The organism is Maricaulis sp. (assembly GCF_048269565.1).
Classification (GTDB): Bacteria; Pseudomonadota; Alphaproteobacteria; order Caulobacterales; family Maricaulaceae; genus Maricaulis.
Genome location: NZ_JBLXIK010000001.1, coordinates 573,937 through 594,811 on the forward strand (window position 1 = coordinate 573,937; position 20,875 = coordinate 594,811).

General features: G+C 63.7%; 19 protein-coding genes. 12 read left to right on the forward strand and 7 right to left on the reverse strand.

Features of this window, described 5'->3' with window-relative positions:
* Positions 1-9 precede the first annotated feature (9 nt).
* Positions 10-1,071 (reverse strand): homocysteine S-methyltransferase family protein, encoded by a 1,062-nt coding sequence (locus ACN0YL_RS02895; RefSeq protein WP_417496962.1) that lies wholly within the window; start codon positions 1,069-1,071, stop codon positions 10-12.
* Complete coding sequence (gene metF, locus ACN0YL_RS02900; RefSeq protein ID WP_417496963.1) at positions 1,068-1,964, reverse strand: methylenetetrahydrofolate reductase [NAD(P)H]; 897 nt, start codon at positions 1,962-1,964, stop codon at positions 1,068-1,070. The genes ACN0YL_RS02895 and metF overlap by 4 nt, the downstream gene beginning before the upstream one ends.
* A 258-nt stretch (positions 1,965-2,222) precedes the next feature.
* Here metF and metK point away from each other — a divergent pair, with 258 nt between their 5' ends.
* The 3 genes from metK to ACN0YL_RS02915 all read left to right on the forward strand — a co-directional run bounded on the left by metK (position 2,223) and on the right by ACN0YL_RS02915 (position 5,608).
* On the forward strand, positions 2,223-3,389 hold the full coding sequence (gene metK, locus ACN0YL_RS02905) for a methionine adenosyltransferase (protein ID WP_417496964.1): 1,167 nt from the start codon (positions 2,223-2,225) through the stop codon (positions 3,387-3,389).
* 84 nt (positions 3,390-3,473) lie between these two features.
* The gene (gene ahcY / locus ACN0YL_RS02910; protein ID WP_417490846.1) at positions 3,474-4,883 is read left to right on the forward strand and encodes an adenosylhomocysteinase; all 1,410 of its coding nucleotides are present in this window, start codon (positions 3,474-3,476) and stop codon (positions 4,881-4,883) included.
* Positions 4,884-5,413: 530 nt separating this feature from the next.
* Positions 5,414-5,608 (forward strand): hypothetical protein, encoded by a 195-nt coding sequence (locus ACN0YL_RS02915; RefSeq protein WP_417492491.1) that lies wholly within the window; start codon positions 5,414-5,416, stop codon positions 5,606-5,608.
* 123 nt (positions 5,609-5,731) lie between these two features.
* On the opposite strand, the gene xseA is transcribed toward ACN0YL_RS02915, so the two are convergent.
* Positions 5,732-7,168, reverse strand: coding sequence for an exodeoxyribonuclease VII large subunit (gene xseA, locus ACN0YL_RS02920; RefSeq protein ID WP_417492492.1), 1,437 nt, complete (start codon positions 7,166-7,168; stop codon positions 5,732-5,734).
* 104 nt (positions 7,169-7,272) lie between these two features.
* Here xseA and purD point away from each other — a divergent pair, with 104 nt between their 5' ends.
* From purD to ACN0YL_RS02935, 3 genes are all read left to right on the forward strand, one after another.
* On the forward strand, positions 7,273-8,550 hold the full coding sequence (purD, locus tag ACN0YL_RS02925) for a phosphoribosylamine--glycine ligase (protein WP_417496965.1): 1,278 nt from the start codon (positions 7,273-7,275) through the stop codon (positions 8,548-8,550).
* A gap of 85 nt (positions 8,551-8,635) precedes the next feature.
* Positions 8,636-9,934, forward strand: a complete 1,299-nt coding sequence (locus tag ACN0YL_RS02930; protein ID WP_417496966.1) for an amidohydrolase family protein — start codon at positions 8,636-8,638, stop codon at positions 9,932-9,934.
* Positions 9,931-10,995, forward strand: coding sequence for a phosphotransferase (locus tag ACN0YL_RS02935; protein WP_417496967.1), 1,065 nt, complete (start codon positions 9,931-9,933; stop codon positions 10,993-10,995). Before ACN0YL_RS02930 ends, ACN0YL_RS02935 begins: the two co-directional genes overlap by 4 nt.
* Here the strand turns inward: ACN0YL_RS02935 and ACN0YL_RS02940 are convergent.
* The gene (locus ACN0YL_RS02940) at positions 10,992-11,126 is read right to left on the reverse strand and encodes a hypothetical protein (protein ID WP_417496968.1); all 135 of its coding nucleotides are present in this window, start codon (positions 11,124-11,126) and stop codon (positions 10,992-10,994) included. The genes ACN0YL_RS02935 and ACN0YL_RS02940 overlap by 4 nt on opposite strands.
* Before the next feature lie 342 nt (positions 11,127-11,468).
* Here ACN0YL_RS02940 and ACN0YL_RS02945 point away from each other — a divergent pair, with 342 nt between their 5' ends.
* The 3 genes from ACN0YL_RS02945 to ACN0YL_RS02955 all read left to right on the forward strand — a co-directional run bounded on the left by ACN0YL_RS02945 (position 11,469) and on the right by ACN0YL_RS02955 (position 14,788).
* Positions 11,469-12,206 carry a TSUP family transporter gene (locus tag ACN0YL_RS02945; RefSeq protein WP_417496969.1) on the forward strand — a complete coding sequence of 246 codons (738 nt, stop codon included), beginning with the start codon at positions 11,469-11,471 and terminating at the stop codon, positions 12,204-12,206.
* A 24-nt stretch (positions 12,207-12,230) separates the two neighbouring features.
* Complete coding sequence (locus ACN0YL_RS02950; protein ID WP_417496970.1) at positions 12,231-12,794, forward strand: GNAT family N-acetyltransferase; 564 nt, start codon at positions 12,231-12,233, stop codon at positions 12,792-12,794.
* Positions 12,795-13,135: 341 nt separating this feature from the next.
* The gene (locus ACN0YL_RS02955; protein ID WP_417496971.1) at positions 13,136-14,788 is read left to right on the forward strand and encodes a hypothetical protein; all 1,653 of its coding nucleotides are present in this window, start codon (positions 13,136-13,138) and stop codon (positions 14,786-14,788) included.
* Positions 14,789-14,915: 127 nt separating this feature from the next.
* Here ACN0YL_RS02955 and tadA read toward each other — a convergent pair whose 3' ends face one another.
* A complete protein-coding gene (tadA, locus tag ACN0YL_RS02960) occupies positions 14,916-15,407 on the reverse strand; it encodes a tRNA adenosine(34) deaminase TadA (RefSeq protein ID WP_417497052.1) in 492 nt (163 codons plus the stop codon).
* A 37-nt stretch (positions 15,408-15,444) separates the two neighbouring features.
* Between tadA and ACN0YL_RS02965 the strand changes: the two genes are divergently transcribed.
* The 3 genes from ACN0YL_RS02965 (at position 15,445) to ACN0YL_RS02975 (ending at position 18,431) form a co-directional block, all read left to right on the forward strand.
* Positions 15,445-16,593, forward strand: coding sequence for a pseudouridine synthase (locus ACN0YL_RS02965; RefSeq protein ID WP_417496972.1), 1,149 nt, complete (start codon positions 15,445-15,447; stop codon positions 16,591-16,593).
* 3 nt (positions 16,594-16,596) lie between these two features.
* Complete coding sequence (rsmD, locus tag ACN0YL_RS02970) at positions 16,597-17,160, forward strand: 16S rRNA (guanine(966)-N(2))-methyltransferase RsmD (protein WP_417496973.1); 564 nt, start codon at positions 16,597-16,599, stop codon at positions 17,158-17,160.
* A 194-nt stretch (positions 17,161-17,354) separates the two neighbouring features.
* Positions 17,355-18,431: a hypothetical protein gene (locus tag ACN0YL_RS02975; RefSeq protein ID WP_417496974.1), complete on the forward strand. Its 1,077-nt coding sequence runs from the start codon at positions 17,355-17,357 to the stop codon at positions 18,429-18,431.
* Here the strand turns inward: ACN0YL_RS02975 and mutL are convergent.
* Both mutL and ACN0YL_RS02985 read right to left on the reverse strand, forming a co-directional pair.
* Positions 18,428-20,275 (reverse strand): DNA mismatch repair endonuclease MutL, encoded by a 1,848-nt coding sequence (gene mutL, locus ACN0YL_RS02980; RefSeq protein WP_417496975.1) that lies wholly within the window; start codon positions 20,273-20,275, stop codon positions 18,428-18,430. The genes ACN0YL_RS02975 and mutL overlap by 4 nt on opposite strands.
* A gap of 54 nt (positions 20,276-20,329) precedes the next feature.
* Positions 20,330-20,872, reverse strand: coding sequence for a DUF3035 domain-containing protein (locus tag ACN0YL_RS02985; protein WP_417470880.1), 543 nt, complete (start codon positions 20,870-20,872; stop codon positions 20,330-20,332).
* Between the last annotated feature and the right edge of the window lie 3 nt (positions 20,873-20,875).

Sequence of the window (20,875 nt, forward strand, 5' to 3'; positions counted from 1 at the left end):
GAAAGGTTCTCAGGCTGACAGTTCGAACGGCTCGAGGCCGGCGAGATGCATGGCGCGCTCCGCCGAGACAGGCCGGTGCGGCGTGGCGCCCCGGGCGGCCGCAGCGATGGCGCGGATATGGGCCGGCGTCGTACCGCAACAGCCACCGAGGATATTCACGAGGCCAGATCGGGCCCATTCGCCCAGATGCGCGGCGGTCTGGTCCGGCGTCTCGTCATACTCGCCCATATCATTGGGCAGACCGGCATTGGGATAGGCAAGGATGCGCGTATCGGCGATGCGCGACAGCTCGGCGATATAGGGCCGCAGCTCATCGGCGCCGAGAGCGCAATTGAGCCCGACGGCCCAGGGCCTGGCGTGGCGGACCGAGTACCAGAAGGCGCTCGCGGTCTGACCCGACAGCGTGCGCCCGGACTTGTCGGTGATCGTGCCCGACAACATGATCGGGCGATCAATGCCCTCTTCGGTACACAAGTCGATCAGCGCCTTGATCGCCGCCTTGGCGTTGAGCGTGTCGAAAATGGTCTCGACCAGGAAGAAATCGACATGCTCGGCCATGGCCCGGGCCTGCTCGGCATAGCTTGTTCGCACCTGGTCGAAATCGACTTCGCGGAAGCCGGGATCATTGACCCGGGGCGAGATCGACAGAGTCTTGTTGGTCGGCCCGATGGCGCCGGCGACGGCTTTCGGCGCCCCGGTCAGCGTCTCCTGCTCGTCGGCAGACTCGCGCGCCAGCCGGGCACCCTCGCGGGCAATTTCCGCGGCCAGGTCCTGCATTTGATAGTCGGCCTGGGCGATCGTGGTGGAGGAGAAGGTATTGGTCTCGGCGATGTCAGCCCCGGCCTCGAAATAGGCATGATGGATCGCCTTCACCGCCGCCGGGGCGGTGAGGTTGAGGATGTCGTTATTGCCCTTGATCAGCACCGGCCAGTCGGCGAAGCGCTCACCGCGATAACCGGCCTCGTCGAGCTTGAGGTCCTGGATCTGGGTACCCATGGCACCGTCAAGGATCAGGATGCGCTCGCGGGCGATTGCCTCCAGGGCGGCGAGCCGGTCGCTGCGCGCGCTCATGCCGCCGCTTCCGTCAGCGCCGGCCGCGGCTTGACGCCGAGCAGATGGCAGGTCGACAGCGCCAGTTCGGCGCGATTGAGGGTGTAGAAGTGGAAGTCCTCGACCCCGGCCTCGCGCAGGTCCGAGCACAATTGCGCCGCCAGGTGCGCGGTCACCAATTGCCGCGTCGCGGCGTCATCATCGAGCCCCTCGAAATGCTGGTGCATTTGTTGCGGGATATGGGTGTTGCACAGCGCAGCGATGCGGGTCAGCCCCTTGAAATTGGGCTGCAGCATGATGCCCGGCACGATCGGAATTTCGATCCCGGCCTGCACGGCGCGGTCGCGGAAGCGCAGGAAGGTGTCCGGCTCGAAGAAGAATTGCGTGATGGCCCGCGTTGCGCCGGCATCGATCTTGGCCTTGAGCAGGTCGAGATCATGTTCGAGGCTGGGACTTTCCGGATGTTGCTCGGGATAGCAGCCGACCGAGATCTCGAAATCGCCGATGGCGCGGATGCCGGCTGCCAGTTCGGCCGCATTGGCATAGCCGTCTGCGGTCGGGACATAGGCCTCGCCCAGCCCCTGCGGCGGATCACCGCGCAGCGCCACGATATGGCGCACACCGGCTGCCCCGTAATCGCGGATCACATCATCAACCTCGGACCGGCTGGCCGAAACGCAGGTCAGATGCGCCGCCGGCCGGATCGCGGTCTCGTCGACGATGCGGTGCACGGTGCGGTGCGTGCGCTCGCGGGTCGAGCCACCGGCACCATAGGTGACCGAGACAAAGGCCGGATCAAGCGGTTCCAGACGCCGGATCGACTCCCACAGCGTCGCTTCCATCGCTTCCGTCTTGGGCGGAAAGAATTCGAAGGAGACGGAGAGCCCGTCGCTGGAAGCCGTGCCTGCACTCATGATTTCGCACCTTGATCGACCGGGCATGCGGGGCGTGTTGCGCCCCTGCCGCGGTCATTTACACACATACTAAGACATAAACATATCTTTATATGAGCAAAGATGCTAGCTGTTTCTTGCAGCGATCACCCCTGATCGCAAACCGAACCGGACCCTGCCAAAGCGGTCGTGCCGCGGCAGCGCAGCTGGCTTGCGCTACAACCACTAATCTGCTTGTGTCCAAACCACATAAGGCAATCGTTATATGAGGAGTCGTCCTTGAGCCGCTCATCCTACATTTTCACCAGCGAGAGCGTGTCGGAAGGCCATCCCGACAAGGTCTGCGACCGGATTTCCGACACCGTCGTCGACCTCCTTCTTGCCAAGGATTCCGAGGCGCGCGTCGCCTGCGAAACCCTCACCACCACCAATCAGATCATCCTGGCCGGCGAAATTCGCTGTGCCGTCGATGTCGAGCCGGAAGAGATCGAGGCCGCGGCACGCGAAGCCGTTCGCGATATCGGCTATGAACAGGACGGCTTCCACTGGAAGAATTCCAATTTCCAGAATTTCCTGCACGGCCAGTCGGAACACATCGCCCAGGGCGTCGATTCCGGCGAGAACAAGGATGAGGGCGCCGGCGACCAGGGCATCATGTTTGGCTATGCCACCAATGAAACGCCCGAGCTGATGCCGGCTCCGATCCAGTATTCGCACCAGATCCTCAAGCGCATGGCGATCCTGCGCAAGTCCGGCCAGCGGCCCGAATTCGAGCCCGACGCCAAGTCCCAGGTGACACTGCGCTATGTCAATGGCCAGCCTGCCGGTGTCGAATCCGTCGTGGTCTCGACCCAGCACAAGGATGGCGTCAGCCAGGAGCAGATCCGCGAACTGGTGCGCCCGATCGTCGCCGAAGTCCTGCCCGAGGGCTGGTTCCCGCCGGAAGCCGAATTCTACGTCAATCCGACCGGCACTTTCGTGATCGGCGGACCCGATGGCGATGCCGGCCTGACCGGACGCAAGATCATCGTCGACACCTATGGAGGCGCCGCGCCGCATGGTGGCGGGGCCTTCTCGGGCAAGGACCCGACCAAGGTCGACCGTTCCGCCGCCTATGCCTGCCGCTGGCTGGCCAAGAATGTCGTCGCCGCCGGCCTGTCGGAGCGCTGCACCATCCAGGTCTCCTATGCGATCGGCGTCTCCAAGCCGCTCTCGCTCTATGTCGACCTGCACGGCACCGGCCAGATCGACGAGGCCCGGCTCGAGGACGCATTGCGCCAGATGGCCGATCTGTCGCCGCGCGGCATTCGCACCCGGCTGCAACTCAATCGCCCGATCTATGCGCGCACTGCGGCCTATGGCCATTTCGGACGCAATCCGGATACCGAGGGCGGCTTCTCCTGGGAGAAGACCGACCTGGCCGATGAGCTGCGCAAACTGGCGTAAGTCTGATACAAGCGGGCCGGCAAAACCGGCCCGTTTGCCCGACTGTTTCAAAACACACAGACCCAATGGAAGGACCTGATGGTCATGACGCAATTTGCTGCGGACAAACCCTATCTCGTAAAAGACATGTCGCTGGCCAAATGGGGCCGGACCGAAATGGACATGGCCGAGATCGAAATGCCGGGCCTGATGGCCCTGCGCGCCGAGTTCGGCAAGGCACAGCCCCTCAAGGGCGCCCGCATCGCCGGCTCGCTGCACATGACGATCCAGACCGCGATCCTGATCGAGACCCTCACAGCCCTCGGCGCTGAAGTGCGCTGGGCTTCGTGCAATATTTTCTCGACGCAGGACCATGCCGCCGCCGCCATCGCCGAAAGCGGCGTGCCGGTCTTCGCCACCAAGGGCGAGACGCTGGCGGAATACTGGGATTATGCCGACGCGATCTTCCATTGGGGCAATGGCGAGACCGCCAACATGATCCTCGATGATGGCGGCGATGCCACCATGTATCTGATCCTCGGCGAGAAGGCCGAAGCCGAGCCGTCCGTGCTCGACCATCCGAAGTCGGAAGAGGAAACTGCCCTCTTCGCCCAGATCCGCAAGCGTATCGCCGCCACCCCGGGCTGGTTCGCCAAGGCCAAGGCCGCCATCCAGGGCGTCTCGGAAGAGACCACCACCGGCGTCATGCGCCTGTACCAGATGCACAAGCGCGGCGAGCTTCCCTTCCCCGCCATCAACGTCAATGACAGCGTCACCAAGTCGAAATTCGACAATCGTTATGGCTGCCGCGAAAGCCTGGTCGACGCGATCCGTCGCGGCACCGATGTGATGATGGCCGGCAAGACCGCCCTCGTCTGCGGCTATGGCGATGTCGGCAAGGGGTCCGCTGAATCCCTGCGCGGCGCCGGTGCCCGCGTCTTCGTCACCGAGATCGACCCGATCTGCGCCCTGCAGGCCTGCATGGACGGCTTCACCGTCGTCACCATCGAGGACGTGATCGGCGAGATGGACATCTTCGTCACCGCGACCGGCAACAAGGACATCATCACCCTCGACAATATGCGGGCGATGAAGGACATGGCGATCGTCTGCAATATCGGCCATTTCGACAATGAGATTCAGGTCGAGGCGCTGCAGAATTTCCAGTGGACCAATGTGAAGCCCCAGGTCGACATCGTGAACTTCCCCGAAGGCAATCGCATCGTGCTCTTGTCGGAAGGCCGTCTGGTCAATCTCGGCAATGCCACGGGCCACCCGAGCTTCGTGATGTCCGCCAGCTTCACCAATCAGACCCTGGCCCAGATCGAGCTCTGGACCAAGGGCGAGCAGTACGAGAACAATGTCTATATCCTGCCCAAGCATCTCGACGAAAAGGTCGCCGCCCTGCACCTGCCCAAGCTCGGTGCCAAGCTGACCAAGCTCTCGACCGAGCAATCCGAATATCTCGAACTGCCCAAGACCGGCCCGTTCAAGGCCGATCATTACCGCTACTAGGCGCAAGCCAGATACCGGATCGACAAGCGCTCCCGGCCCGGTGCCGGGGGCGTTTTTTTGTTGGCGCCTGCACGAAAATCTCCACGCGGCTCGCCGCTGGAGGTTTGAGTGGTTCCCCCCGGATTGGGAGGTGTGCGGGACGCGGCGAATGCCGTTTAGCGCAATAGATAAGTGAGACATTCGAAACGTCCCGCACGTGGAGATTTGCTCGGACGCCTTGCGGCCCCCGTCTCGAAACCGGAATGGACTGTGCGGTCGAGCTTTGTGCCGCCTTCCTCTCCGGTGGCCACGCCAGCGCTCGGGTTGTCAAACCTCCGCCCGGACGAGCTCCACGCTCCCGATCGCCGCCAGTGACTGAGCTCACGCCTCCCGTGCAACCGGAACAGGGAGATTATGCGCCAGGGTGCAGGGGGTGGGGATAAGTTTCACCCCACAATCCGCCACAGATCGTCATTCCAGCGCAGGCTGGAACCCAGTTCATAGAGCGCAAAGGCTTGATGGGGTTGCGCTATCTTGATCCGCGGCGGTGCGTGAATCTGGGTTCCAGCCTGCGCTGGAATGACGCTGATTTGGGCGTTTGGTGGGGGATAAGTCGCCATCTGCCGACCGCCGCGCCTGCCATCCTCACCAGCTCCGACCGCTTCGCGGCCACCTCTTCCATCAAGGAAGAGAAGAGGAGGGAGATCATCGAAGCGGGTGAGATCAAACGCCCTCCTCTTCCTTGATGGAAGAGGTGCGCCGGACTTTGGTCCGGGGCGGAACTGGTGGCGGCATGGCGATTCCATTCCAGGACAGACGAGCCCCCACGCAGGCCGGATCAACTCAATCGCGGATTTGCCGGATCGCCCCTAAAACAAGGTCCCCTGCCCGGCCGCTGGCGGTTTTCCCTTCGGCAGGGGTTTCGCTTTCGGCCGGGCGACCGGTGCGCCCTTGCCCGGCTCGCCATCAATCACGGCGCCACGGCGGGCATCGGCAAATTCCAGCTCGATACCGGCACCGGACGCCAGGCTCGCGCCGATCCGTACCAGTTTGCCATCGCCATCGCGCACCAGCACGAAACCGCGCTTCAGCGTCGAAGTGTGGCTCAGGCCTTCCAGGCGGGCGGCCCAGTTGTCGAGCATGCGGCGCTGGTCGCGCAGAATGCGGGTGGCGGCCGGGGCCAGGCGCGCGCTGCGATCTGTGAGCCGTTCGCGCTTTTGCTGGATGTCGCGGCGCAGGGTGAGCGGGCGCAGGCGGGCGGTGAGGACGAGCAGGCGCGAGCGCTTTTCTCCGGCACCGGCGAGCAGGGCGCCGTCGAGCTTGTCGACGACCATGTCGAAGCGCTGGCGTTTCAGTTCCAGCAGCGAGGTCGGGCGCGGCAGGGCGCGCGCCGCCGAGCGCAGCTCGGTGCGGCGGCGTTCGATCAGGCGCGACAGGCCGGCGACGAGGCGGCCGCCGAGCGTGTCGAGACTGGCCTTGAGCTCGGCGCGGACCGGCACGGCGATCTCGGCGGCACCGGTCGGCGTCGGCGCGCGGCGGTCGGAGGCGTAGTCGATCAGGGTGGTGTCGGTCTCGTGGCCGACGGCGGAGATCAGCGGGATTTGCGACTCAAAGGCGGCGCGGACGACGATTTCCTCGTTGAAGGCCCAGAGATCCTCGATCGAGCCACCACCGCGCGCAACGATGATCACATCCGGGCGCGGCACGGCAGCGCCGGCCTCGAGCGCATTGAACCCCTTGATCGCCCCGGCGATCTGACCAGCGGCGGCCTCGCCCTGGACCAGCACCGGCCAGAGCAGGACATGGCAGGGGAAACGGTCGCGCAGCCGGTGCAGGATATCGCGGATGACGGCGCCGGTCGGCGAGGTAACGACGCCAATCGTGCGCGGCAGGAAGGGGATGGCCTGCTTGTGATCCGTGTCGAACAGGCCCTCGGCGGCGAGCTTTTTCCGGCGCTCGTCGAGCAGCGCCATCAGGGCGCCGGCGCCGGCCGGCTCCATCGATTCGACGATCAGCTGGTATTGCGAGCGGCCGGGATAGGTCGACATCCGGCCTTCGATAATAACCTCGAGCCCCTCTTCCGGCTTGAAGCGGAAATGCGCCGCCGTGCCCTTCCAGGCAATCGAGGTGATGACGGATTTCTCGTCCTTGAGGTCGAAATAGACATGGCCCGACTTGGCGACGACGACGCGGCCCAGCTCGCCGCGGACGCGGACATGGCCGAAGGCGTCCTCAACGGTGCGCTTGAGCGAGCCGGCGAGTTCGGAAACGGAGAATTCGTGGATATTGCCGCTCGGAGTGTCCATGTGCCGATTGGTACGGTGAAATCGCCGCTGCGGCAACGGCGCGAGGGACTCGCGGCGCGCCATGGTTTAGGTTAGGGCGAGCTCGAATTAGGCATGAGGTTGAGATGAAGGTTCTGGTTATCGGATCCGGCGGGCGCGAACACGCCCTGGTCTGGAAAATCGCTCAAAGTCCGCTTCTCACTGAATTGATCGCCGCCCCCGGCAGTGCCGCAATCGGCACGCTGGCGGACTGCGTCGACATCCCCGTCTCCGATCTCGACGGGCTGGTCGAACTGGCGCGGACCCGGGCGGTGGATCTGGTGGTGGTCGGCCCGGAAATCCCGCTCTGCGATGGCCTCGCCGACAAGCTGCGCGCCATTGGTATCGCGGTGTTCGGTCCCTCGAAAGCCGCCGCGATGCTGGAGACCTCCAAGGCCTTCGCCAAGGATTTCTACGCCCGCCACAATGTCCCGACCGCGCGCTATGGCGTGTTCGACGATGCCGCCAAGGCCAAGGCCTTTCTCGATGAGTTCTCGCCCCCCTATGTGCTGAAAGCCGACGGGCTGGCGGCCGGCAAGGGCGTGGTGATTCCCGAGACCCGCGCCGAGGCCGAGGCCGAGATCGACGCCTTCCTGTCGGGCAAGTTCGGCGACGCCTCGCGCACGCTGGTGATCGAGGAATTCATGCGCGGGGAGGAAGTCTCGATCTTCGCGCTGAGCGACGGCAGATCAGTGCTGTATTGCGGCGCCGCCCAGGACCACAAACGCGTCGGTGAAGGCGATAGCGGCCCCAATACCGGCGGCATGGGCGCCTATTCCCCGGCCCCGATCGCGACCCCGGCACTGATCGAGACGGTGATGAAGACCATCATCGAACCCACCGCCGCCGGCCTCGCGGCCGAAGGGGCGCCCTTCCAGGGCGTGCTGTTCGCCGGGATCATGGTGACGCCGGACGGGCCGAAGACGGTCGAGTTCAATATCCGCTTCGGCGACCCGGAATGCCAGGTGCTGATGCCGCGGATCGCCAATGATATCCTGCCCTATCTCAAGGCGGCGGCCACAGGCCATCTCGACCAGATGCTGCCGGTCGACTGGTCGCCGGAACCGGCGATCACGGTGGTGATGGCGGCGAAGGGCTATCCCGGCGACTACGCAAAGGGTTCGGTTATCGAAGGCGTCGATGACGCCAATGCGATGGACGGAGTGCACGTGTTCGAGGCCGGCACGGCGCGCGACGGCGAGGGCCGGCGCATCGCCGCGGGCGGGCGTGTGCTCAACGTCACCGCGACCGGAGAAAACTTGCATTACGCCGCGGACAGGGCGTATACAGCGATTGACGCGATCGACTGGCCTCAAGGTTTCTGTCGCCGCGACATCGCCTGGCGAGCGCTCAAGACCCATTAGGGCGGCGCGTTCTTCACAGGTGAATTGACTTCCCGGCCAGCCGGGGCATGTTTGCGCCAAGAAATCAAAAGGCGGGGAGACAAACATGTTTCGTTCAATGGTCGCGGCCATCGCGCTGATGGCAACCGGCGGTTCGGCCCTGGCGCAGACGGATGCGGCAGGTGCCGGCCTTACGGTCATCCATGCCGGTCATCTGCTGGCCGTGCCGGGCAATGCCCCGACATCCAATCAATCCATCCTGATCCGCGACGGCCGCATCGAGGCGGTCGAAGCCGGTTTCGTCACGCCCGAGGGCGCGACCATTGTCGACCTGTCGGACCGGTTCGTGCTGCCCGGCCTGATCGACAGCCATGTGCATCTGCAAGGCGAGCTGAGCCCGCAGGGCCGGCTGCTGGAAGTGACGCTCAACAGCGCCGATCTCGCGCTTGACGGCGCGCGCCACGCCCGCACGACCCTGATGGCCGGCTTCACCACGGTGCAGGATGTGGGCGGTGATCTGGAAGCCTCGACCGGCCTGCGCGATGCGATCCGTGCCGGCGATATTGTCGGGCCGCGCATGCGCGTTTCCGGACCGGCCGTGACCCCGACCGGCGGTCATGGCGATGTCAACGGCTTCTCGACGGCGGTGATGGATGCCCTGACCAGCCGCGCGGCCTGCGATGGTCCGGCCGATTGCCGCCGCGCCGTGCGCGAACTGGTCCGCGCCGGCGTCGATGTCATCAAGATCACCGGCACCGGCGGCGTCCTGTCCAACACCGCGGCGGGTGTCGAACAGCAATTCTTTGATGACGAGCTGGAGTCCATTGTCGGCGCTGCCCACATGATGGGCCGCCAGGTGACCGCCCACTCGCACGGCGTCACCGGCATTAATTCCTTCCTCGAGGCCGGCGGCGATTCGATCGAGCACGGCACCTATCTCGACCGCGACTCGATCCGGCTGTTCCGCAGCCGCAATGCCTATCTGATCCCGACCCTGCTGGCTGGCGCCACCGTCGCCGAAATCGCCGAGACCGCCGACTGGATGACCCCCGCCATACGCGAGAAGTCGCTCTCGGTCGGCCCAGTGATGCTCGAAATGGCCCGCAGCGCCCATGAAGGCGGCGTGATGATCGCCTTTGGCACCGATAGCGGTGTCTCGCGCCATGGTATCAATGCGCGGGAATTCTCGCTGCTGGTTGAAGCGGGTCTGACACCGATGGAGGCGATCACCACCGCCACGGTCAACGCCTCGCGCCATCTGCAGATGGATGACGAGATCGGCACGATCGAGGTCGGCAAATATGCCGATATCATCGCCGTTGACAGTGATCCGCTTGAGAATATCGACGCCTTGATGGATGTTGGTTTTGTTATGCAAGGCGGAACGGTGTATAAAAGCGAATGAGCACGGTTGATGAGAGTTTTTCCGGCACCAAGGATGTTGCCGATGCGCTGGCCTTTGACGAGGCCGCCCTGGCGGCCTGGATGGCGCAGCACGTAGCCGGTTTTGCCGGACCGTTGGGCGTGAGCCAGTTCAAGGGCGGGCAGTCCAACCCGACCTACAAGCTGGAAACACCCTCGCGCAGCTATGTGCTGCGGCGCAAACCGCCAGGCAAGCTTCTGCCCTCGGCCCATGCGGTCGACCGCGAATTCCGCGTCATGAAAGCGCTCGGCGAGGCCGGCTTCCCCTGCCCGGTCATGTATGGCCTGTGCATGGACCGCGATGTCATCGGCACCGAATTCTACGTCATGGAATTCGTCGAGGGCCGGATCTTCTGGGATCCGCTGCTGCCGGGCATGGAACCGGCCGAGCGCGCCGCGCTGTATGATGCCTGCAATGCGACCCTGGCGCATCTGCACAGCATCGATATAGAGGCGGCGGGCCTGTCGGATTATGGCAAGCCGGGCGATTATTTCCAGCGCCAGATCGGGCGTTGGTCCAAGCAATACCGTGCCGCCGAGACTGACAAGATCGAGGCGATGGACCGGCTGATCGACTGGCTGCCGACCGCGGCGCCGGAGCAGGACCGCACCAGCGTCGTGCATGGCGATTACCGGCTCGACAACATGGTCTTCCACCCGACCGAACCGCGCGTCATCGCCGTGCTCGACTGGGAATTGTCGACCCTGGGCGATCCGATGGCCGACTTCACCTATCAGCTGATGGGCTGGATGGTGCCGCCGACGATCCGCAATGGTTTCCTTGGCGTCGACCTGGCCGCGCTCGGCATTCCCGATGTGGCCGCCTACACCAAGGCCTATTGCGCCCGCACGGGCCGCAAGGACATTCCGGAGCTCGATTTCTACTTCGCCTACAATCTGTTCCGGCTCGGCTCGATCTGCCAAGGCGTCTATGCCCGGGCGCTGCAGGGCAATGCCTCCAACGCCAAGGCGCTGGAAATCGGCCAGGCCGTCAAGCCGCTGGCCGAGGGCGCATGGGGATTTGCGAAGAAGGCGGGCGCCTAGGGGGCGTCGTCCTCGGCGTTATTGTTCCGCTGCGCGCGCGATTCGTTGTAACTGGCGATGGCAATGACGGCGATCATGAACACGGTGAACACAATCAGGGGCCATAGACTGATTTCAATCGATCCGATCATTCTTTGCCTCCATTTCACCCGCACGATGAGCACAGTATGTGCTCGCGATCAGCACAATGATACCTGCAAGGATGCTACCTGGCTGGACCTGCCCGCCCTCCGCGAGCACCGACAATCCGATCGCACCCAGACCGCCCGTCCGGCATACCACCTCCCAATTCCGCCAGACCGAGACAGTCGGTTGGCGCAGCGGAAGCGCAATGCGTGCCGCCACCAGGCCCGTCCAGGCGGCAAGTTGCATCAAGCCTTGAAGCAGCAAGGACCACATAACCCCCATCTTACACGTTCCCGTTGTGTTCCGCAAGGTCGATCGACGTCCGCCCCCATTCCGGTCCTGACGCGGTGAGCATTCTCATCCTCATCATTTCGGTCTTCGTCACCGCCTTCATCTCCGGGGTTTTCGGCATGGCGGGCGGGCTGATCCTGATGGGGGTGCTGGCGATGATCCTGCCGGTCTCCGCCGCGATGGTGGTGCATGGCGTGGTCCAGACCGTCTCCAATGGCTGGCGCGCCATATTGCTCGGCAAATGGATCGACTGGCGCATACTGGGCATCTATCTGACCGGCTCAGCGACGGCCGCGGCGGCGCTGTTCCTCGCCGCCATCGAACTGCCCAAGCCCTGGCTCTTCATTGTGCTCGGCCTGGTGCCGGCGGTGATCTGGATCCCGCGCCGATGGCTCGCGCTTGATGCCGGCAATCCGGTGCAGGCCGCAGCCTGCGGCTTCCTCGTCACCGGGCTCAATACCGTCGCCGGGGTCTCCGGTCCGCTGGTCGATGTCTTTTTCGTGGCCGCGCCGCGCGACCGGCGCATCATCGTTGCCACCAAGGCGGCAACCCAGGTCGTCTCGCACCTGGTGAAGGTCGCCTATTATATCGCCCCGGCCATCGCGGCGGGCGCGCTGCCGCAGACCCACTGGCTGCTGATCGCCGGCCCGCTCGCCATCATCGGCACCACGCTGGGCGCGCGCCTGCTCGAGGTGATGAGCGATGTGCAATTCCGTAACTGGACGAAATGGATCGTGTCAGGAATTGGCGCCATCTATGTGATACGCGGAGCACTCTTGCTGACCGGGAGCTGAGTGGTGCAGATCAACGCGCGTATATTGGAAAATGACATTGTGCGGCTGGAACCGCTGACCGAGGCACATCGCGAGGCATTGCGGCGGCTGGCGGCGGAAACCGAGCTGTGGGCCTTGACCTCGATCCGTGGCGACGGCCCCCATTTCGATGCCTGGTTCGGTCTGATGCTGGCCGGCCAGGCCCGCGGCGACCAGATCTCGCATCTGGTGCGGCGGCAATCCGACGGCGCCGCGATCGGCCATAGCGCCTATCTGGGGATCACACCGGACCACAGGCGCCTTGAGGTCGGCTGGACCTGGTATTGCGCCGAAGCGCGCGGCGGCAAGGTCAATCCGGCCTGCAAACATCTTCTGCTCGGCAATGCCTTCGATGCCGGTGCCGAGCGGGTCGAGCTAAAGACGCATCACAAAAACCTGCGCTCACAGAATGCGATGCTGAAAATGGGCGCGACGAAGGAAGGCACGCTGCGCCATCACCTGCTGTGCTGGACCGGCGAGTGGCGGGATTCGGTCTACTTCTCGATGCTCAGGGATGAGTGGCCGGCAGCCCTGGCGGGGCTCGAGGCACGCCTTGCGGCCGCAAGCTAAACCCTCATCGAGTCGTCACGAAAGGTAGCGCCAGCTTCAAGCCTTCGCGGACTCCAGCTCGAGCATATTCGACCGCCAGTGACACCGCTGAACGAGCAACTCCAGAAGCAACACAAATTTTGGGTATAATGAAACTTACCACCCACGAAATTCACGGCTGGCAATCAATAATGCTCTTTGTTTTCTTTGCCTTCCACTACATCCACTTTCTTTAAATTCATTTCGCTCATCGCCTGCGGACCCCGATGTCGATCTTACAAGCTTCTCATGGCCAACAAACGAACCTATAGTCACCAGAGCATAAAGCTATCAGGCCACCTGAGCTGAGAGAGGGGGGACTCTTGAAGGCAAGAGAACAGATCGAAATCTTTGGTCGGATAACGTGGCCAATCCCGATCATGGGTGTCGCATATTATTTTGGGATTTCACTCGGGGTGTGGTTGTTTGGAGCACTTTTGGTCCGAAACATAATCATTCAAACCAGAGCGGCGGCGGGCCAGTCGATCAAAAAGAAGCTGGCCCGTATCGATTGGGGAAAACCATGGATCAATGCCAATGTTCTCCAAGCCATACGATCAGCCTCGGATAGCGCTCAACTAAGCTTACTTTATTCAGCTGGCGGGCTGGCTACCCTGTTATACGCACAATTTCTTTTAAATAGAGGGCTGGATATAGATGTATCACGTATAGCAAGTTGGGAGAGAAAAGTATTCGAAATTCGCGAAATAGTGTCGTCTATACTCAGCTTGGAAATTACGTTTTGCCTCCTTATGTTGGGTGTGATTGTTTGGTTGATCACGCTCAAAGCCAATCCTTTGATTTGGATCGGGAATGTTTACAAGGCCATCGGGATCGCGGCGACAGCCCTTGGAGCGGCATGTAGCTTCACCTTCGTCACATACGCCTCAAATGCGGTCGCGGCCGACTCAGAGCGCCAGCACTTGGCTGCGGCCTTCCGGCGAACAGAACTTGAATTAGTGAATGCACGGCGCCAATTGTCTGCCGCGGGCTGGCTGGCTCAAGAAATCTGGCAGATCGAGAATCGGCGGCGCTATGCTCGGGACTTGGGAATCATCGTTACGCGCGTTCGGGAGGCCTGCACCGGTGCCCGCGAAGATTTTCTAGCCACGCGCGAAACTTGGTCGCAGGATCAACTTGCGCGCGACTTGATGGCCATCGAGCATCAGGAGAATGGAAATTACCACTCTTGGCGCGGCAGACAGTTGTCGATGCACCAACGTTCGTTGGCGACCGCGACCAACCCGGATTATTGTCCGTTGCGCGGCGCAAACTTTCTGCTCGGCAGAGCAGTCATGCGCGGATGGTCTGACTGGCGACCCAATGCGGATCCCGTTCCAATGCTGGAGAGCGCCCGTGAATGGGGAATGAGTGAGGGCGATGCAGACTGGCTGAACAGGTGGCGGCACTTGCACGGTCTCAACTTTGGTGAAGCTTTTGAGGCGCTGACCGAACGCCGGTCAGAGGTTCAAAGGACCCACCACGCCGCGAATGCATTGCGCAACCTTTCCTCATCGATGCTGGCCCAATCATCAGGAATCTCTGCCGAGGGTTTTTGGGATTTACTAGTTAGCGCAATGATCGATGCAACAGCGGAGCGGATGGTGGCAACGGCAGAGGACCTCGTTAGTGTTCGGTGGAACACGCTCGTTTCGAACCCAATCCACAACGTTCTCGAACCGATTGCCCCAAACGCGATCCAGAGCTCCCTCGAAGGTCCCGCAGAGCCCTTCCCCGGGCGCCCTGCTGATGGAACGAAGCTCCAGAACCTGTCTGAGCTAGCCAGTTCGGACTTAGGCCCGGACGCGGCCCGGAATATCGATCGGGTTGCGGCTGAGGTTAATCGGAGGCTGGAGGCCGAACTTGCCGAGGACACTCACAGAGCAGTGGTGGCACGAATAGGCCGGCTAAATGTGCAGCACCACCAGCAAAGATGGCGGCGCAGCTTCCTGCGCGCCCTGCGGCGGGCGATCTAATGGCACGCCGCAGCCCATGAGCCCACAGCCTGGATGCCATTGTTTGATGACCGGGGAGATCGGCAAACATCTTGTTAGGCACGAGGCGGCCCCGCGCGCGACCGACGCGATTTTCGGACCCCGCACCCTATGAGGACCGACTGCCGTCGCTCTTACCCTTGCGGCGCGCCCGGAAAAAGCCGCGCAGAAGCTGCGCACTTTCTTCGGCGAGGATGCCGGAGGTGACGCGCGGCCGTGAATGACAGGTCGGCTGTTCGAAGAAACGCGGACCGTGGGCCACGGCGCCGCCCTTGGCGTCTTCGGCACCATAAACAAGCCGGCCGATGCGCGCGTGAGAGATGGCGCCGGCGCACATGGCGCACGGTTCCAGTGTCACAAAAAGCTCCAGCCCGGGCAGACGATAATTGCCCAGCTTCGCGGCCGCGGCGCGCAGGGCGAGTATTTCTGCGTGCCCGGTTGGATCATGACCGGCAATCGGGCTATTATGCGCGCTCGCGATGATCTCGTCCGTGGCCGGATCGACGATGATTGCACCGATTGGCGTCTCGCCAGCTTCCGCTGCCGCTTGCGCCAGGCGTAGTGCCGCCTCCATAAACCCGGTATCTCGCGACGTTGTCATATTGGCGGCGTAGAGCGCCGATGGGAAAGGGTCAAGTTTGACCGACGCAGCAGAGACCGGCGAACGCATCGCCAAATACCTGGCCCGGGCCGGCGTCGCCTCGCGGCGTGAGGTCGAACGCATGATCGAGGGTGGCCGGGTGAAAGTCGACGGCAAGACGCTCGACACGCCGGCCTTCAAGGTGACCGGCCGCGAGACGATCGTCGTCGATGGTGTGCTGGTGGAAACACCGGAAGCGACACGGCTGTGGCTGTATCACAAGCCCGCCGGGCTGGTGACGACCCATAGCGACCCGGAGGGGCGCGAGACCGTATTCGACCGGTTGCCGAAGGAGATCGGCCGCGTGATCTCGATCGGCCGCCTTGATCTGACCTCGGAAGGCCTGTTGCTGCTGACCAATGACGGCGCCCTCGCCCGCGCCCTGGAACTGCCATCCACCGGCTGGACGCGGCGCTATCGCGCCCGCGCCTTCGGGACGATCGACAATGCCGCCATCGCCAAGCTGCAGGCCGGCATCACGGTTGAAGGTATCAAATACGGGCCGATGGAAGTGGAAGTCGAGCGCGAGACCGGCTCCAATATCTGGCTGACAATCGGCATCAAGGAAGGCAAGAACCGTGAGGTGCGCCGCGCCCTCGATGCCGTCGGCCTGCGGGTCAACCGCCTGATCCGGATCGCCTATGGCCCGTTCCAGCTCGGCCAGATTGATCGCGGCGAGGTCAAATCCGTCGCCTCGCGCGTCCTCAAGGACCAGTGCGGGCATCTGATGGAAGACGGGCATGTGTTCGAGGAGCTGGCCGCCGCCGGCAGCCGCCCCGCCAAACGTCCGGCCAAACGCACCATGGGCGGCGCCGGCCAGCCCGGCTTTCCGAAACAGGTGCAATATCTCGAGGACTCCCGTTCGCGCGGTCCGCGGGCCCGCCCTGATTCCAAGCGCGCCGACCCCAAACGTGGCGATCCCAAGCGCACCGATCCCAAACGTGGCGGGCCGAAACGGTCCGATCCACGCGCGGCATCGGCCGAGACGGTCGACACCAAACGGGCCGACGGTCGCAAATTCCCGGGCAAGCCACCCGCCGCCAAGGCGGATGACGGCAAGCCGAAAGCCGGCTTCCAGCCCGCTGGAAAAGGCCGCAAGCCCGCCACCAGGCCCGGCAGCGACCGCAAGCCAAGAGGGCGCAGCTAGGCCATGAGAATTGTCGGTGGATTATACAAGGGCCGCACCCTGGTCGCCCCGAAGGGCCGCACCACACGCCCGACCTCGGACCGGGCCCGTGAAGCGATCTTCAATGTGCTCGAACATGCCGAATGGGCGCCACCCCTGGTCGGCAGCCGGGTGCTGGACCTGTTTGCCGGTTCCGGCGCCCTTGGGCTGGAAGCCCTGTCGCGCGGCGCCGCCTATTGCCTGTTCGTCGACAATGAAGCCGGGGCCCGCACCGCGATCCACGACAATATCCAGACGTTCAAGCTCTTCTCCCAGACCGGCCTGCACCGAAAGGACGCCACCGCGATGGGCTCGAAGCCGGCCGCAATGGCCGAGCCCTTCGATCTGGTCTTCCTCGACCCGCCCTATGGCAGCGGGCTCGGCGAAAAGGCACTGGGCAAATTGCTGACCGGGAAATGGGTCGCCGAAGACGCCGTCGCCATGCTGGAAGTCGGGATCGAGGAGAAACCGGTGACCCCCGGCTGGATCTGCGCCAATGAACGCGAATACGGCGCCGCCAAGGTGATGTTCCTCGAACGCGACAACTGAGCCGCAACCCGCTGCCACGCCTCCCCGCCTGGTCGCGCATCATGGACACGGGAATTAACCGTAAGTTCGAGTTTTTCCGCAATTCTCCCGCAGAGAGCGTGCAGCAGGATGCACACGCGACCGGGGCGGACATGACAGGCACGCATCAACTTAGAAGCCTGAATCGACTGGCCAGGACCGCTGCATCGGCACGCGTGCTGAACCTGCACGAGATTGCGCGCCTCAATGCGGCAAACCAGGCGCACGCCGCCGAGCCCTTGTTCAGTTGCCGGCGCCTGAATGACGCCATCCTGCTCAAGCACGCCTTGCGGGCGCAGGACCGGCCCTATGTCCACACGCATCGCGCCACCGCGACAAAGATCGTTTTCCCGTTCAGCAAGTCGGACCTCAAGCTGGGCGGCTATGCCCTCTTCGTCGAACAGGCCAATCTGGACGCGGCATTCCGCGAGGCCGTGGGGCCGAACACGCCGAACGAATCCATCAGCCGCGATCTGGAATTGTTGCGGGAGATTGCCCGGCTGCCCTCGCTGGATCCCTATCTGCTGCGCGATGTGACACAAGGCCTCGGCCGGCAGGTCGCCGATTGTTATTTCGACATCTCATCACAGGATATCCGCGCCGTGCGCTCCTTCCTGCGCCGGGACATGCGCGCCCTGGTCGATCGGGCCGGCGGCGCGGTCGGTCTCGATATCGATCTCACCGCCGACCGGCTCACCCATCTGATGATGGAGGATCCCGCCAACCCGGCGCTGGCGCCCCTGCGCCACGCCCTGCGTTTCGGCATCGATGATTTCGAACGCTCGCTGAAGGGCTGGAAGGGCGTGCTGTATTACAAGTGGTGTTATGCGCGCCTGTTGCAGGGTTTCCCGGCGGTCGCGACCCGCATGGCCAGCATGCGCCTTCATCGGGCCAGCCAGGAAGACAAGGTCTTCATCTATGGGCTGGTGCGGCGGATACTCCAGCGTCTGGACGAGAATTTCGCCTCGGTCAAAGTCCACCTCGTCAATTATGACACCGTCTTCCAGTCGCTGATCGACCAGAATGACCCGCTGCCCTTCCAGACCTTCCTGCGAGGTGCCAGCCAGTCCTTCTCCGAAATCGGGCGGGCAATCGGCGAGATTTCGCATGCCTGCGATTTCTGGAATTACCGGCAGGGCAAGGATGCCGGCGAACGGATTGATGTCGACATTGCCAATGAGCTCATCGGCGAGCTGGCCCACTCTCTCGACCTCAGCTTCGACAAGGCAACCGACCGGCAGGCCTCAGCCTAGCGCCGTCCGAACAGGCGCTCGATATCCGCCAGTTTCAGCTCGACATAGGTCGGGCGGCCATGATTGCACTGGCCGGAATGGGGCGTAGCCTCCATCTCGCGCAGCAGGGCATTCATCTCCTCGCCATTGAGGCGGCGCCCGGCGCGCACCGAGCCATGGCAGGCCATGGTGCCCACAACATCCTCGAGTTTTTCCTTCAGGGACAGGGCCTGGTCGTATTCAGCCAGATCATCGGCGAGATCACGGATCAGGCCCTGGACATTCAACTTCTTGAGCAAGGCCGGGGTCTCACGTACGGCGATCGAACCGGCGCCAAAGCTCTCGATCACCAGTCCCAGCTCGGCCAGTTCATGGCTGCGGTCGAGCAGGCGCTGGGCCTCGGCCTCTTCCAGATCGACGATTTCCGGCACCAGCAGGCGCTGGCGCTGCACACCGGTCTCGGCGATCATCGCTTTCATGCGCTCATAGACCAGACGTTCATGCGCCGCGTGCTGGTCGACAATAACGATGCCGTCGGCCGTCTGGGCGATGACATAGGTCTCGTGCAATTGCGCGCGCGCAATGCCCAGCGGCCAGTCCGGCGCCGGGGCCTGCGGCTGGTCCGGCGCATAGTCCGGGCTGTCATCACGTTCGATCCGCGCCGACATGCCCGGCTCGAACACGCCCGGCTGATGCGGTTCGGGCATGCGGCCCCAGAGCGGGGAATGCTGAGCTGCCTGATACTGGACGCCCTGCAGCGGCCGATAGCCTTCCGGGCGCACCGCACCAAGGGCATGGCCGGCAACGGTAGTGGAGGCCCGGTGGCCGGCGCCGGCAAGCGCATGTCGCAGCGCCCCGACGATCAGTCCGCGCACCAGGCCGGCATCACGAAACCGCACCTCGGCCTTGGCCGGGTGGACATTGACGTCGACCTGGCTGGTGGGGAGTTCGACATTGAGGGCGACGACCGGATGGCGGTCACGGGCAAGGAAGTCCTGATAGGCACCGCGCACGGCACCGCCGAGCAGCTTGTCGCGCACGGGCCGGCCATTGACGAACAGATACTGGTGCATCGCATTGCCGCGGGAATAGGTCGGCAGGCTGGCAAAACCGGTCACACGCACGCCTTCGCGCACCTGGTCAACCTCCAGCGCATTGGCGCCAAAATCCGCGCCGATCACCGCCGTCATCCGCGCCTTGCGGGCTTCGGTATCATCACCGCGCTCGGCGGCAATCGACAGGCGCTTGCGTCCGTCCTGCACCAGGAAGAAACCGACATCGGGCCGCGACATCGCCAGTCGTTTGACGACATCGGAAATGCCGAGGTTTTCCGCACGTTCGCTTTTGAGAAACTTCAGCCGCGCCGGCGTCGCATAGAACAGGTCGCGCACCTCGATCCGCGTGCCCGGGCGCCCCAATGGCGCGACGGGGGCAACCTCGCTGGCCTGTCCGCCCTCGACGCTGACCGACCAGGCATCGCCCATGCCGCGCGCCTGGCTGATGATCGACAAGCGCGCGATCGAGCCGATCGACGGCAGCGCCTCGCCGCGAAAGCCCATGGTTGCGATGTTGAGCAGATCGTCCTGGCCGTCATCGTCCAGGGGCAGTTTGGAGGTCGCGTGGCGCTCGATGCACAGCGCCAGCTCCGCCGCGCTCATGCCCTTGCCATTATCCTCGATCAGCAGGCGCGTCAGTCCGCCACTGTCGGCGACGATATCGATCCGGGTGGCGCCGGCATCGAGCGCGTTCTCCACCAGTTCCTTGACCACGGATGCCGGCCGTTCGACCACCTCGCCGGCGGCGATGCGATTGACGGTCTGCGCGGGCAGGCGGCGGATAATGGGCTGGGTCATGGTCAAAGACATAGGGCCAACCTTTCGGCTGGCCCTGAGTCGGTCAAGTCCGCGACGGGATCGCGATCAAAGGCCCGGCAGTTTTGGCAATAGCCGGCGATCACGTTCGATCTCGACATTGCCGCCACCGGTCGAGTTGAGAATCTGCTCCTGACGCAGGGCCTCGGCCTCGGAATCGAGCGGCGTCGCATCGACGGGCGGGACATATTCGCCATTGCGCCAGAACAGAACCTGGTCGGCGAAGCTGCGGGTCTTGTGCACGACACCGGCGGTTTCGCCATCAATGATCGAGCGGATGAACGGATCGGCGGCACCGCCACCGGCGTGGGCGACGAGCAGGGCTTCCGCATCGCTACCCTGGAACTGACCCTGGGCACCGAGCAGGGCCGCACGGGCCATCTGGTCGGGATAGATTTCCTCGGGGCGCGGTGCACCGGGCTCCGGCGGACGCAGATTGAACTCAGGCGGCACGCTCAGTGGCGCGATGGTAACCGTGCGGAATTCGTCCGGCGTGACCTTGCCGCCACCGAAACCCCGCTCGACTGCGGCACACCCCGTCAGGGCGAAACTGGCCGCAGCAGCGGCGATGAGTACGGATGGCAAACGCATGTC